Source organism: Sandaracinus amylolyticus (assembly GCF_000737325.1).
Classification (GTDB): domain Bacteria; phylum Myxococcota_A; class Polyangia; order Polyangiales; family Sandaracinaceae; genus Sandaracinus; species Sandaracinus amylolyticus.
On record NZ_CP011125.1, the window covers coordinates 6,284,384 to 6,298,724 of the forward strand.

12 protein-coding genes are annotated in these 14,341 nt (G+C 70.9%); 4 read left to right on the forward strand and 8 right to left on the reverse strand.

The window, feature by feature from the left end; all coding sequences use genetic code 11:
• Positions 1–27: 27 nt before the first annotated feature.
• The 3 genes from fabZ to bamA form a co-directional block, all read right to left on the reverse strand.
• Positions 28–483 carry a 3-hydroxyacyl-ACP dehydratase FabZ gene (gene fabZ / locus DB32_RS26420; protein ID WP_053235416.1) on the reverse strand — a complete coding sequence of 152 codons (456 nt, stop codon included), beginning with the start codon at positions 481–483 and terminating at the stop codon, positions 28–30.
• A 47-nt stretch (positions 484–530) separates the two neighbouring features.
• Complete coding sequence (locus tag DB32_RS26425) at positions 531–1,154, reverse strand: OmpH/Skp family outer membrane protein (protein ID WP_205627082.1); 624 nt, start codon at positions 1,152–1,154, stop codon at positions 531–533.
• A 256-nt stretch (positions 1,155–1,410) separates the two neighbouring features.
• Entirely contained in the window at positions 1,411–3,972 is a 2,562-nt protein-coding gene (gene bamA / locus DB32_RS26430) for an outer membrane protein assembly factor BamA (protein ID WP_053235418.1), read from the reverse strand.
• A gap of 118 nt (positions 3,973–4,090) precedes the next feature.
• Here bamA and DB32_RS26435 point away from each other — a divergent pair, with 118 nt between their 5' ends.
• Positions 4,091–4,876: a ZIP family metal transporter gene (locus DB32_RS26435; RefSeq protein WP_053235419.1), complete on the forward strand. Its 786-nt coding sequence runs from the start codon at positions 4,091–4,093 to the stop codon at positions 4,874–4,876.
• Positions 4,877–5,469: 593 nt separating this feature from the next.
• Positions 5,470–5,823, forward strand: coding sequence for a GFA family protein (locus DB32_RS26440; RefSeq protein ID WP_053238962.1), 354 nt, complete (start codon positions 5,470–5,472; stop codon positions 5,821–5,823).
• A gap of 392 nt (positions 5,824–6,215) precedes the next feature.
• Here DB32_RS26440 and DB32_RS26445 read toward each other — a convergent pair whose 3' ends face one another.
• Genes DB32_RS26445 through DB32_RS26460 form a run of 4 tightly spaced genes read right to left on the reverse strand, consistent with a single transcriptional unit; the run spans position 6,216 to position 11,248 of the window.
• Positions 6,216–6,422, reverse strand: coding sequence for a hypothetical protein (locus DB32_RS26445; RefSeq protein WP_053235420.1), 207 nt, complete (start codon positions 6,420–6,422; stop codon positions 6,216–6,218).
• 19 nt (positions 6,423–6,441) lie between these two features.
• Positions 6,442–7,203, reverse strand: a complete 762-nt coding sequence (locus tag DB32_RS26450; RefSeq protein ID WP_075097636.1) for an ABC transporter ATP-binding protein — start codon at positions 7,201–7,203, stop codon at positions 6,442–6,444.
• A gap of 20 nt (positions 7,204–7,223) precedes the next feature.
• Entirely contained in the window at positions 7,224–9,530 is a 2,307-nt protein-coding gene (locus DB32_RS45645) for an ABC transporter permease (protein WP_053235421.1), read from the reverse strand.
• Positions 9,527–11,248, reverse strand: coding sequence for a lysine--tRNA ligase (locus DB32_RS26460; RefSeq protein ID WP_053235422.1), 1,722 nt, complete (start codon positions 11,246–11,248; stop codon positions 9,527–9,529). Before DB32_RS26460 ends, DB32_RS45645 begins: the two co-directional genes overlap by 4 nt.
• A gap of 117 nt (positions 11,249–11,365) precedes the next feature.
• On the opposite strand from DB32_RS26460, the gene DB32_RS48540 reads away from it, so the two are divergent.
• Complete coding sequence (locus tag DB32_RS48540) at positions 11,366–12,202, forward strand: tetratricopeptide repeat protein (RefSeq protein ID WP_053235423.1); 837 nt, start codon at positions 11,366–11,368, stop codon at positions 12,200–12,202.
• Here the strand turns inward: DB32_RS48540 and prfB are convergent.
• Positions 12,203–13,352 (reverse strand): peptide chain release factor 2 gene (gene prfB / locus DB32_RS26470; RefSeq protein ID WP_420820909.1). Its coding sequence is split into 2 segments (ribosomal slippage): positions 12,203–13,285 and positions 13,287–13,352, totalling 1,149 coding nucleotides; the frame shifts between segments, so codons are not numbered across the junction.
• A gap of 119 nt (positions 13,353–13,471) precedes the next feature.
• Here prfB and DB32_RS26475 point away from each other — a divergent pair.
• Complete coding sequence (locus tag DB32_RS26475; RefSeq protein WP_053235424.1) at positions 13,472–14,338, forward strand: hypothetical protein; 867 nt, start codon at positions 13,472–13,474, stop codon at positions 14,336–14,338.
• Positions 14,339–14,341: the final 3 nt, after the last annotated feature.

Here is a 14,341-nt window from a genome sequence, read left to right on the forward strand (position 1 = left end):
ACAATCAGTGCGGCAATGTCGGCCGGCTCAATGGCTCGGCAGCTCGCCGCGGTCGGTCAGGGCCGCGAGCAGCTCGGCCTGCGCGCACAGGTTGCCGTCGACCGTCGCGGTCGCGTGCGCCTTCCAGATGTTCGAGCGTCGCTGCGTGATCTCGACGTCGAGCACCATGCGATCGCCGGGCACCACCGGGCGTCGGAACTTCGCGCCGTCGAAGCCGAGGAAGTAGAGGACCTTCTGACCGGGGTCGAAGGGCTCCGACGCGTAGACGAGCACCGCGAGCAGCTGCGACATCGACTCGACGATGAGCACGCTCGGGAAGATCGGCTGACCCGGGAAGTGCCCCGGGAAGAACGGCTCGTTGTACGTGACGCACTTGAGCCCGCGCGCCGACTTGCGCGGGCTCAGCTCCGTCACGCGATCGAGGAGCAGGAACGGCGAGCGATGCGGGAGGATCCGGAGGATCCGTTCGACGTCGAGCTCCATGCGAGCGCGATTCTACTCAAATCGGCTCGCCCTCCGCTCCTCCGCGCTCACTCCGCGCGCTTCGTCGGGGGACGGCGCGCGCCACCGCCGCCACCGCCGCCCGCCGCACCACCGCCGGTCGTCGCCGCGCCGCCACCGCCGCGCGCTCCACCGCCGGTCGTCGCCGCGCCACCACCGCCGCCGCCTTCACCGCCACCTTCGCGGCCTTCGCCCGCGTTGTAGCGCTGGATGACCTGATCGGTGAGATCGAGGTTCGTCGGCACCCACACGACGCCGGCCTCGTTGCGCTCGATGATCAGCGTGTAGCCCTCGGCCTGTCCGATGCGGCGCAGGATCGACTGCATGCGCTCGACGATCTCGCCCGTCGCCTCGGCCTCGCGCTCCGCGAGCTCGCGCTGGTACTCGACGTACTGCTGCTGAAGGTCGACGAACGCCTTCTGGTACTCCTCGAGACGACGCTGCTTGGTCTCCTGCGACCAGAGCTCGATGTTCTTCTCGATGTCTTCCTTGAGCGCCTTCAGCTCGCCCTGACGCTTGTCGAGATCGTCCTGGCGCTGCTTGAAGAGGCGCTTGAGGCGCGCCTTCGCGCGACGTCCGTCCTCGGTCTCGTTGAGCGCGCGCTGGAGGTCGACCACGGCGATGCGCACCTGCGCGTAGACTCGCGGCGCCACGAACGAGATCATCAGCGCCGCGGCGAGGGTGACGGCGTGCCGTTGGAGCTGGAGCAAAGGAGGTCTCCTCGAAAGGTGCGAGTGGCTACCCGTTCGTATCCGACGGGTCAAGACCGAGCGGTATTTCAGACTGCTGAGACGCGAAGCGGACGAGCGAAGCGCAGGCGATCAAGAAGCAAGCGGGGCCGGGGCCCGCGCGCAGTGTTCGGGGAGGGGGGCCCCGATCCGGCTCCGCCGGGTCTTCCAAGACCCCTCCTCAGAAGAAGTTGCCGATCGTGAACTGGAAGTCGATGTCCTGTTCGCGGCCCGGGATGCGCATGAACGGGAGCCCCCATTCGAAGCGCAGCGGGCCGAGCGGCGAGATCCAACGGATGCCGAAGCCCCACGACGTGCGCAGATCGAACAGGTCGACGCGACACGGATCCGATGACGACACGTACTCCGACGGCTGCGGCAGCTGACAGATGTAGTTGTCGAGGTTCCAGGCGTTGCCGCCGTCCGTGAAGATCACGCCGCGGATGCCGACCTGCTGGATGATCGGGAACTCGAGCTCGAGGTTGTAATAGAGCTGCATGTTCCCGCCGACCGGCTCGCCGAACTGCGGGACGATCGCGCCGTCCGGCGGCGCGTACGTGCGCGGCACGCCGACGCGCGGACCGAGGCTGTTCAGCGGGAAGCCGCGGACGTTGAAGATGCCGCCGAGATAGAAGCGCTCGAACACCGGCGGACCGGGCGCCTGTCGCGACGCGATCAAGCCCCACTCGGTGTTCATCTTCAGGACGACGCCGGAGAAGAGCTCCCAGTACCACCTGAAGAACGCGCGGTGTCGGACCCAGCTCGTCGCGGAGCCGATCACCTCGTCCGCGACCTCGGTGGACCACGACGCGTAGAGACCGTTCTGCGGATAGATGCGGTTGTCGCGCGAGTCCCACGTGACCGTGAGGCGCAGCGAGCTCTGCAGACCGTTGCGGAAGTTGTTCTCGATCGGCAGCAGGTTGAGCTGGAAGAGGCCCTGCCCTGCGCCGAACCCGCCGGTGCGCGGTCCGATCTGCACGTAGTCCGCGCGGTACTGCGCAAAGAGCGACAGTCGTCGATCGAAGATCGGATGTCCGAACGACAGCGATCCACCGGTCGAGTCGCGCGTGAACGAGCTGAATTGGCGGACCGTTTTGAACAGCTCTATCGCGAAGGTCCAGTCGGTCCCGAAGAAGTACGGCTCGACGAATTGGATCTGCACCAATTGTCGTAGGCCGGAGAGCTGCAGCTGCAGGTTCAGCGACTGACCGTTGCCGAACAGGTTCTGCTGCTGGACCTGCGCGGTGAAGATGAACGCCTCGATCGACGAGAAGCCCGCGCCGACGTTGAACGTGCCGGTCGGACGCTCCGCGACCTCGACGTTCACCACGATGCGATCGGGCGCGCTGCCGTCGCTCTCGCTGAGCTCGACGCGCTCGAAGTAGCCGAGCGCCTGGATGAACGCGCGCGACGTCTCGAGCTGGGTCTGGCTGTAGAGGTCGCCCTCGGCGATGCGGATCTCGCGGCGGATGACCGAGTCGCGCGTCTTGGTGTTGCCGCGGACGTTGATCCGCTCGATGCGCGTCAGCGGGCCGCGGCGCACGACGATCGACAGATCGACCGTGTTGCGATCCATGTCGAGATCGGTCTCGGGCTGCACGTCGACGTGCGCGTAGCCGGCGTCGCGATAGTGGCGCGTCACCGCGAGCAGCGACGTGCCGAGCGCGGTGCGGCTGAACCAGTCGCCGGGCTCCGCCGCGACGAGCTCGCGCACCCGGCGGCGACCTCCGAGCGGCTCGACCTCGTTGCCGTCGTCGTCCTGCTCGACCACGCGCAGGCGGCCGATGCGGAAGCGCGGGCCCTCGGCGAGCGGGATCGTGATGTCGATGAAGCGGCGATCCGGCGTGAGCTCGATGCGCGGCGTGCCCACGCGCATCGTGAGGTAGCCGCGGTCGTAGTAGATCGCCTGGAGGCGCGTGACGTCCTCGTCGAAGCGCTCGTCCTGGAAGTTGTCGTTGTTCGTCAGGAACGAGAAGAAGCCCGTCTCGCCCGTCTGCATGATGCCGCGCAGATCGCCGCCCGAGATGTGGCGGTTGCCGACGAAGCGGATGCGGCGGACGACGACCTCGGCGCCTTCCTGGATGCGGAAGACGACCTCGACCTCGTTGTTCGGCTGACGGACGAGGCGCGGCTCGATGCGCGCGAGGAAGTAGCCCTTCTCCGCGTAGAGATCGCGGATGCGCGTGAGCTGGCGCTGGACCTCCTGCATCGAGAGGATCGATCCCGAGCGCAGCTCGACGACCTCGTCGATGTCGCTGTTGCCGACCGACGAGTTGCCCTCGTAGCGCACCGCCGAGATCGACGGGCGCTCGCGCACCCGGAAGATCAGATCGACGCGATCCTCGGCGGGCTCGGCCTCGACGCGGATGTCGTCGAAGAACCCGAGGTCCCAGAGCGCGCGCGCGTCGTCGGCGACGCGATCGTCGGTGCACACGTTGCCGGCGCGCGATCGCACCGAGGCGAGCACGTCGTCGTCGCCGACGCGGCGGTTGCCGAGCACGCGCACGCGGCGGATGCGGCGACCGTGGCAGAGGGTCCGGGGCACGCCGACGCCGGCCTCGGCGTCCTCGACGGGCTCGTACTCCTCTTCTTCCTCGGCCTCTTCTTCTTCCTCTTCCTCGAGGCCTTCTTCGTCCTCGAGGCCCGCCTCGTCCTCGTCCTCGTCGGTGACCTGCGCGGCGACTGGGATGACCAGTGTCAGCGACGCGATCGCGAGGAGCGTTGCGTGGAGGGCGCGGCGCATGAGGTGGCGAGGATCCCGTTTCGAAATCGGAGGAAAGCCGCGGGTTTCCCCCGCAAACCGCGGCGTTCTAGCCGTGCGGGGATGCCGGGTCAAGCGTGGGGCCCCATGTGGCGGAGGTGTGGGTAGCACCTGGATCGACGCGGTCCTGACGAGCCTGTGGGCGGGCACCGGCGCGACCGGTCTCGGCGCGCTGCCAGCGCTCGGGCTTCGCGAGCTCGGGGACCGCGCGCGGGCGGCGCTCTCGGGGTTCAGCGCGGGCGTGATGCTCGCGGCGACGTTCTTCTCGCTGCTCGGGCCGGGGCTCGAGATCGCCGTGGAGCGATGGGCGCGGTGGGGCGGCGTCGCGGCGGGCGCGGGCGGGCTGATCGCGGGGGTCGCGGCGATCGCGCTGATGCATCGGTTCTCGCCGCACGAGCACTTCCTGAAGGGCGTGGACGGTCGGGGGCGATCGCCGACGGCGCTGGCGCGGACGTGGCTCTTCGTGATCGCGATCACGCTGCACAACCTGCCCGAGGGGCTCGCGGTGGGCGTCGGGGTCGCGAGCGGGGACCAGTCGCTGGCGCTCCCGATCGCGCTGGGGATCGCGTTCCAGAACGCGCCCGAGGGGCTGGTCGTCGCGGTGTCGCTGGTGCGCGAGCGGTACTCGCGGCGGATGGCGATCGGGGTGGCGCTGCTGTCGGGCGCGGTCGAGCCGATCGGCGCCGGGCTCGGCGCGGCGGCGGTGGAGGTGTCGAGCGCGGTGCTGCCGGTCGCGTTGTGCTTCGCGGCGGGCGCGATGCTCTTCGTGATCAGCGACGAGGTGCTGCCGGAGTCGCATCGCGGGGAGCACTCGGATGCGGCGACCTGGGGGACGATGGGCGGGTTCGTCCTGATGATGGTGTTGGACGTGGCGTTTGCCGCTTAGAGGAGAGCGCTTCGGCGTGAGGCGCGGGGGTGGGGGTCCGGCGGCCTGTGTGCTCGCGGGCTGCTCGACGGAAGGGCGCGAGCGTCGGGTGTCGGTGGTCGCATCGCGGCGCGCGCTTCGCGCTCTGCCGCGATGCTTCGTTCGAGCTGCGGTCGGCCTCGGCGAGCCCCCGTCGCACGGGGCCGCCGGACCCCCACGCCCACGCCCGGTACCGCGGTTCTGCCGTCTCGCTGGTTGAGGCTGGGGAGAGCTCCCGACCGAGTCGCGCTGTTCGCGCGCCCCGGACGTTCGCGGGGTAGCACCGCGCGACGAAGTCGCGCGTGTGCGCGCTTCGCGCGGGATTTGGCGAGCGACGCGACGCGCGAAGCGCGGCGGGGCGCGGGGGCGCAGGAGCGACGCGCGAAGCGCGGCGGGGCGCGATTGGGAACGAGTGCGGGAGCGACGCGACGCGCGAAGCGCGGCGGGGCGCGATTGGGAACGAGTGCGGGAGCGACGCGACGCGCGAAGCGCGGCGGGGCGCGGGAGCGCCGTCAGCGCGGCGTGTCGCCTTTGTCCAACCGGGGCGCGATCGTCGTGGCTAGATGGTGCGCGACATGACGACGACGCATCAGGGAAGCTGTCACTGCGGGAACATCGCGTTCGAGGTCGAAGGCGCGATCGATCGCGTGATCGACTGCAACTGCTCGATGTGCCGCAGGCGCGGCGGGCTCCTGTGGTTCGTGCCGCGCGGGGCGTTCCGGCTGAAGACGCCGGAGAGCGCGCTGTCGACCTACACGTTCCACAAGCACGCGATCCAGCATCACTTCTGCGCGAAGTGCGGGATCGCGCCGTTCGGCGAGGGCACCGGGCCCGACGGATCGAAGATGGCCGCCGTGAACGTGCGCTGCCTGCCCGACGTGGACCTCGGATCGCTGGACGTCGTGCACGCCGACGGCGCGAAGTACTGAGCCCGCGCTCGGCCCCCGGCACGAAGATCGCGCGCTCGGCCCTCCGACATCGCGCGCCCCGCGTCGGGGACTCGCGCGCCCGCCGTCCGACCACTGCGCGACGTGCAGCGGGCGACGCGCGCCCCCGCTCCGGGGAGATGATCCCCCGCCTCGGCGAGATGACCCCCCGCCTCGATCGATCCGAGCCCCCCGGGGACCGAGATCGATCGATGCGGGGCCGCGATCGTTCGAGCCGGGGGCTCGATGCCTCGAGCCGGGGGCGTCGTCGCGCGTGGTGGGGGCGGCGCCGGTTGCGGCGCGATCGCGCGCGCAGGACGCGCGTCGTGCACGCGGTGACGGCGCGCCGCCCCGGATCGCAGGCCGGTCGACGGCGCTCGAGGCCGCTGCGCGGCTCAGCGACCCGACGTCTGACGTCGCAGGAGCTCCGCGAGCCTCGCGTCGAGCTCCTCGTCGCTCAGGCGCTCGCCGAACACGTGCCACGCACCGACCACGCCGGCGTTCGCGAGCCCGACGCGGGTCGCCTCGTGGACAGCTCCGATCAGGTCGACGCGACCGATGGGCCCACCGTTGCGCTCGACCGCGTGACGCAGCGCGCGCACCGGCGAGTCGCCTCGGGCATCAGCTCTCGGGCGCGATCTCGGGCGCGCTGCGCTCGGGCTCGCGGTACGCGACGTCGCTCTTGCGGTCGTCGCGCTCGACGCGGCCGTCGCGCATCGTGACCACGCGCGGCATCAGCGACGCGAGCTTCTCGCTGTGGGTGACGATCAGGAACGTCACGTTGCGCTCGCGGTTCAGCTCGAAGAAGAGCTCGTGCATCGCCTCGCTCGTCACGCTGTCGAGGTTGCCCGTCGGCTCGTCCGCGAGCACCAGCTTCGGCTCCATCACCAGCGCGCGCGCGAGCGCGACGCGCTGCTGCTCGCCGCCCGAGAGCTCGCCCGGGCGATGCGAGAGGCGGTGCTTGAGCCCGACGTCGTCGAGCAGCTTCGTCGCCTTCGCGTGCATCGCGCTGCGCGGCGCGCCCCGGATGAGGCCCGGCATCATCACGTTCTCCACCGCGGTGAACTCGGGCAGCAGGTGGTGGAACTGGAAGACGAAGCCGATCGATCGGTTGCGGAAGTCCGCGAGACGCGAGCTCGGCAGGTGCGTGACGTCCTGGCCCTCGTAGACGATCCGGCCCGACGTCGGCAGATCGAGCGTGCCCAGCACGTGCAGCAGCGTGCTCTTGCCCGCGCCCGACGCGCCGACGATCGAGAGCATCTCGCCCTGCTGCACCTCGAGGTCGATGCCGCGGAGGATCTCGACCTCGTGCTCCGCTCTCTCTCCGGAGGCGGAGTGGAGGATCTTCTTCGTGACCTTCTCGGCGCGGACCAGCGGGGGCATTCGTTTGTGCTCCAACGAATTCACGAGTAGCGAAGCGCGTCGACCGGCTTGAGCCGACTGCCGAGGATCGCGGGGTAGATCGTCGCGAGCAGGCACACGACGACCGCCGCGACGCCGACCGCGAAGAACTCGCGCGGGTCGGTGTGGATGGGCAGCGAGTCGATGTAATAGACCTCGGGGTTCAGCGGCACGATCCCGAGGTGCTCCGCGGCGAAGCACACGACCCAGCCGAGGCCGAGCCCGCTGATCGCGCCCACGAGGCCGATGAAGAGGCCCTGCAGCATGAACATGCCGACGATCTGGCCGTCCTGCGCGCCCATCGCCTTGAGGATGCCGACCTGACGACCCTTCTCGCGCACCATCAGCACGAGCGTGCCCACGATGCAGAAGCTCGCGACGAGGATCGCGATGCCGAGCGTGATGAACATCGCGAGCTTCTCGAGCTCGAGCGCGCCGAAGAGGTTGCGGTTCACCTCCTGCCAGCTGCGCACGCGGAGCTCGGGGCGCGACGTCGCCTGCGCGATCGCGGCGGCGACGACGTCGGCGCGCTCCCAGTCGTCGACGCGCACCTCGATGCCGCTGATCGCGCCGCCGGTCGAGAGGAAGCGCTGCGCGGTCTCGAGGTCGGTGTACGCGACCTTCATGTCGTACTCGTACATGCCGCTGTAGAAGATCCCGGCGACGCGGAAGGGACGCGACTTCGGGATCGGCCCCGCGGGGCCGAGATCGCCGAGCGGCGAGACGACGTTCACCTCGTCGCCGACGTGCAGGCGCAGCGAGCGCGCGAGCTCCTGACCGACGATGAGCCCCGGGAGCACCTCGCGCGGGCGCTGCAGCGGCGGAGGCATGCCGAGGAAGAGCCCGGTGGGATCGTCGACCCGGCCGAACGCGTCCTGCACGCGCACGGCGGCGCCCGAGCCGGTGCGGAAGTCGGGGTCCGCCGGGGGATCGCCGGTGCGCTCGTCGAGCTCGCCGAGCACGCGATCGATCTCGCGCATCAGGCTCTCGTGCTGCGCGGACGCGGTCTCGTCGTCCTCGCCGATCACCGCGGTGCCCGCGTCGCGATCGGGCTCGTCGAGCGCCTCGTCGTCCTCGTCGTCGAGGAGGTCGTCGTCGCGGCCGTGCAGCACGCTGCCGGTCATCTCCGCGGCGCTGAGATCGAGGAGGCGCTCGGGGTGCACCAGGTACTCGAGCCGTCCGTGGCCGCGCCCCGGCGCCATGTTGCGCGGGAGATCGGTGACGTCGCCGATGGTGCGGGGGTCGATGCCGCGCAGCACCGCGCCGCCGAGGTTCGACGCGCTCGTGACCATCACCTCGCCCGCGACGTACGGGCTCGCGCCGGTCACGCCGCGCACCTCGCGCACGTGCTCGAGCACCGGGCCCCAGCCCTCCCAGGTGCCGTACTCGCGATCGATCACGACGTGCGCGTTGTTGCCGAGGATCTTGCGCTGCAGGTCCTCGCGGAAGCCGCCCATCACCGAGAGCGTCGTCGTCAGCGTGCACGACGAGAAGCTCACCGCGAGGATCGAGAGGATGCCGATCGCGGTGAGGAACCCGCTCTTCTTCGCGCGCAGCATGCGCGCCGCGACGAGCGTCTGGAACCCGATGCGCTCGGCGACGTCGAGCGCCGGCGGGAGCATGCGCGCGCAGAAGCGCAGCGCGAAGAGCGTCGAGATCGCGAGCGCGATGCCGGGCAGCGTGGGGTCGCCGTCCTCGCCGGGCGTGAACGGCAGCGCCCAGAGCGCGAAGACGAACGCGAGCAGCAGCGGGACGTCGACGACGATCCAGATGAACGCGCGGACGCGCTCGGGGACGAGGAACCACGTCGAGATGCCGGCGCCGAGCTGCACGTGCGTGGCGATCGAGCCGATCGTCAGCGCGGCCATCAGCGGCGCGTAGGTGCCCTGCGCGACCGCGATCGTCTCGAGCGACGACTGCGTGCTCGAGAGCACGTCCGAGAACGCCTGCGCGCCGTAGGGCGCACCGAGCGCGCCGTAGCCGGGATCCGCGAGCACGAGCCCGAGGACCACGCCGAAGCCGATCTTCGCGAGCGCCGCGACGATCATCGCGACCGCGCCGATCCACAGGCGCGCGCGACCGCGCACGCCGATGTCGACGCGCGCGATGCGCACGAGCGTGAGCACCGCGACGAAGAGCGAGATCGCGCCGACCACGCCGAACGCGACGGGCACGCCGACGACGACGTGCTCGCGCGGCAGCAGCGGCAGCGCGAGCAAGAGCGCTGCGTCCGCGGCGAGCGCCCCGATCACGGCCCACAGGCCGAAGACCACGGCGAGCGGGCCGAGGCGCAGCGCCTTCTCGGTCATCCGCGCTCCGGCGTCTCGGGCCGCATCGCCGGGAAGAGCAGCACGTCGCGGATCGAGGCCTGCCCGCACAGCATCATCACGAGGCGATCGACACCGAGCCCGAAGCCGCCCGCGGGGGGCATGCCGTGCGAGAGCGCGCGCACGTAGTCGGCGTCGTAGTCCATCGCTTCTTCGTCGCCCTTCGTGCGGCGATCGAGCTGCGCGCGGAAGCGCGAGGCCTGATCGTCGGGGTCGTTGAGCTCGGAGAACGCGTTCGCGACCTCGCGGCCTTCCACGAAGAGCTCGAAGCGATCGGTGATGAACGGGTCGCGATCGCTCTTGCGCGCGAGCGGCGAGACGTCGAACGGGTGGTGCATCACGAAGACGGGCACCGACTTCGTGCCGTCCTGGCTGCGGTAGAGCTTCGGGAGGTCGGGCTCCACGAGCACTTCGTAGAGGACGAAGACGCGCTCGCCGTGGGTGTGGCTCTTCGCGAGGAGCTTCCGCGCCTCGCGCCAGTACTGCACGCGATCCGCGCCGCCGAGGCGCGCGACCGCGGCCTCGTGGGAGTCCTTCGGGAGATGGAGCACGCGTTCGATCGTCGCGTGGAGCTCGGTGGGATCGTCGAGGAGCTCGCGCGTGAGCGCACCGTCGAACGGCGTCGGGAGCAGATCGCCGCCCGAGCCCTGCGGCGTGGATGAGCGACGCGTGCGCGCGACGATCGCCTCGCGCATGTCGACGCGCGCGAAGGGCTCGTCGAGCGTGTACGCGCGCTCGCTCCACCACTCGGGCGCGCGCGCGTGCATCTCGGTGCGCAGCGCGGCGTCGACGTGGCGGAACATGGCCTCGGTGAGGTCCATGAGGTCCTCGTAGGTCGCGTACGCGCAGTAGAACTCGAGGATCGTGAACTCGGGGTTGTGGCGCGTGCTGACGCCCTCGTTGCGGAAGGCGCGACCGATCTCGTAGACGCGATCGAAGCCGCCGACGAGCAGGCGCTTCAGGTAGAGCTCCGGCGCGATGCGCAGGTAGAGCTTCATGTCGAGCTCGTTGTGGTGCGTCTCGAACGGCTTCGCGACGGCGCCGCCACGGAGCGGATGGAGGAGCGGCGTCTCGACCTCGAGGAAGTCGCGTCCGTCGAGGAAGCTGCGGAGCGCGCGCACGATGCGCGAGCGCGCGTGGAAGACGCGCGCGACGGCGGGGTTCGCGAAGAGGTCGACGTAGCGCTCGCGGTAGCGCTTCTCGACGTCGGTGAGGCCATGCCACTTGTCGGGCGGCGGGAGGAGCGCCTTGCCGACGTGCTGGAAGCGATCGGCGCGGATGGCGCCGTCGCCGGTGCGGGTGCGGATCATCGGGCCCTGCACCGCGACGTGATCGGCGAGGTCGAGCAGCTCGAGCTGCTTCGCGTCCTGGGGCGGGAGCGCGGGCTCGCCGCCCTTGCCGGGCTTGTTGCGGACGAGCGCCTGGGCGTCGCCGTGCGGGGTGCGGATGACGACGAACGGGCCGCGCTTGCCGACGACGCGACCGAAGAGGTGGTGGCTCGGCTCGGTGCCGGTGAGGTCCTTCTCTTCGGGGAGCGCGGCGCGCTTCTCGGGATCGGTGAGGATGGCGACGGCGCGCGCGCGGGAGGTGGTCTCGTCGTCGTGCGCGCGGAAGTCGTTCGGATAGGCCTGCGTGCCTGCTTCGCGCAGTGCGCTCGCGTTCGCGCGGCGCGCCTCGATCAGCTCCTCTTCGCTCGCCATCTGGTGCCTCGGTCCTCGCGCAGCTCCCGGATCCGGGGGCGCCGGGGGCGCGAACGTTGCCACGCCCGCGGGGGATGGCGCCAGCGAGGTCCGGCGCCGTTGAGTAGGATCGGCGCCATGCGTGGGATCTCGATGGGGCTCGTCCTGCTCGGCGTGGTGGGGTGCGGCGGCGCGCAGGTGCGGACGACGAGCGCGAGCGGCGGCGCGATCGAGCCCGCGGCGCTCTTCGTCGAGGCGTCGAACGGGCGGACCGATCTGCTGCAGGCGCCGGAGGCGAGCATGGACGAGCTCGAGGCGGCGCGACGCAGCGCGCGCGGCGCGGAGCGTCGTCGTGTGCTGCGCGATCTCGCGCGGGCGCACCTGCTCGCGGCGGAGTCGAGCGAAGGACGCGAGGCGCGACGGCATCGTTCGGACGCGGAGCGCGCGGCGGACGCGGCGGTGAACGGGAGCCGCGACTCGACGCTGCTCGCGGAGATGGCGTTCGTGTCGCTCTGGCTGAGCTGGCGCGCGGGAGAGCGCGCGGCGGTCGGGCGCGCCGAGCGGTTCACGACGCGCTTCGCGGGCGCGGGCGAGCTCGCGCTGATGGCGTGGATGATCCGCGGTGAGCTCGCGTTCGCGGCGGAGCGCTGGGCGGACGCGGCGACGGCGTATCGCTACGCGCTCGGGCAGCTCGAGCATCCGCTGTACGCGTACGCGCTGCATCGGAGCGCGGAGAGCTGGGACCACGAAGGACGCGCCGACGACGCGCGCGCGGCGAGGACCGAGGTGGTGCAGCTCGGGTGCGCGAGCGACGCGAGCGACGCGACGATGCGCGTCGTGCAGATCGCGGCGCGTGAGCTCGGCGTCGCGATGGTCGCGGACGAGAGCGGGCGGGTGCGCCCCTCGACGTGCGCGACCACGACGACGCGCAGCGCATCGGGCGGCGACGACGAGCTGCCGCCCGCGATGCGCTGATCACTGGGCCGCGGCGGTCGCGGCCTCGTCCTTCTTCTTCCGCTGGTCCGCGGTCTTCATCAGGTAGGCCTCGATGAGATCGTCGAGGTCCCCGTCGAGCACCGCATCGACCGCGCCGGTCTTGAACTCGGTGCGCTCGTCCTTGACCAGCCGGTAGGGCGCGAGCGTGTACGTGCGGACCTGCGAGCCGAACCCGCTCTCCATCTTGTCGACGCCGTAGTTCGCCTGGAACTCGGCCTCGCGCTTCTGGCGCTCGAGCTCGTAGAGCTTGCCGCGCAGCATCTTCATCGCGGTCGCGCGGTTCTTGTGCTGCGAGCGCTCGGCCTGGCACGCGACGATCACACCGCTCGGGATGTGCGTGATGCGGATCGCCGACTCGGTCTTGTTGACGTGCTGGCCGCCCTTGCCGCCCGCGCGAAAGGTGTCGACCTGCAGGTCCTCGGGCTTGATCTCGATCTCGCCGACGTCGTCGTCGAGATCGGGCACGACCTCGAGCGAGGCGAACGCGGTCTGACGGCGCGCGTTGGCGTCGAACGGCGAGATGCGGATCAGGCGGTGCACGCCGTTCTCGGCGCGCAGGTAGCCGTACGCGAACGGGCCGCGCACGTGGATCGTCGCGCCCTTGATGCCCGCCTGCTCGCCGGCCTGCTGGTCGACGATCTCGGTCTTGTAGCCCTTCTTCTCGCACCACCGCAGGTACATGCGGAGGAGCATCTCGGCCCAGTCCTGCGCGTCGACGCCGCCGGTGCCGGGATGGATCGTGACGATCGCGTCCGAGCGATCGGTCTTCCCCGCGAGCATGCGCGCGACCTCCATCTGTCGCGTGCCCTTCTCGAGCTCGGGGATCTGCGTGATGACCTCGTCGATGATCGACGCGTCACCGTCGGCCATCTCGAGGAGATCGCCGAGGTCCTTGGTCTCGCGCTGGAGCTTTTCGAACTTGGCGACGACGGCCTCGATGGCCGCCTTCTCCTGGACCACCTTCTGCGCGGCTTCGGCGTCGTCCCAGAAGCCGGGGCGCAGGGTGTGGTCGTTCAGACGATCGATCTGCAGACGAAGGCCGTCGACGTCAAAGATACCTCCCCAGCGCTTCGTGGCGCTGAGCGAGCTCCGACAGTCTTTCGCGGGCTTCGCCGACGGGCATCGACATGATGCGAGTCCTCTCTGGTAACCGGCCGGAGGCCGGTCGTGTGTCCTACGACCGCACGGCGCGTCCGTCAACGGCGCACGCCTCTTCCGTCGCGTCGCGCGATCCGGGATCATCGAGGGATGCTTCAGCGCCGCTCGTCTTGCTTGCTCGTCGTGCTGGGCGTGCTCGGCGTGCCGATGGTCGCGCAGGCCGAGCCGCTCGTCTGCACCGTGACCGGCGCGACCGGCGCGACACCGCTCGTCGAGTGCGATCTCATCGCGTGCGCCGGCACGTTCACCTGTCCCGACGCGCGCTTCGAGCCGGGGCTCTGCGATCAGATCCTGCCCGGGGTCGAGGGGCTCGTGTGCCGACCGCTCTGCGGCACGTTGTTCGGCTGCGACGTGAGCGAGGACTGTCCCGCGCTGCTCGCGCGCGAGGGCGTGTGCGTCGGCGCGGTGAACCCGCCCGAGGGCTTCACCAGCGGTGTGTGTGCGTACCCCGCGATCGGGCTCGACTACTGCGCGGGGAGCACCGAGCTCACGAGCGAGGACGTGCTCGATTGTCATCGCACGCCGGATGGCCGCCCGACGTCCAGCTGGCTGGCAGGCGACTGCGACGAGGACGGGTGCCCCAACGGGCGCGATCCCGAGCCCTGCAGCGACTCTGCGATCGAGCGCTGCGGGACGGTGCGGCTCGGCGAGGGCGAGTGCGTCCCCGGGGTGCCGTCGGACTCCGATGCCGGCACCTCGACGAACGACGATGCCGGCGCCGCTGACGCCGGCGCCGAGCACGACGCGGGGGGCGACGACGAGGACGCCGGCCAGGAGCCGTTCGACGCAGGCCGCGAGGAATTCGATGCCGGCCCGAGCGCGCCGCCCGGGATCCAATTCGCGGGCGGCGGAGGCTGTCGGTGCTCGGTGCCGGGCGGCACGGGCGCCGGTGCCGAGGCGGCGTGGGCGGCGATCGCCGTCGTGCTCGGCGTGCTCGGCGCGCGCCGTCGTCGCTGACGC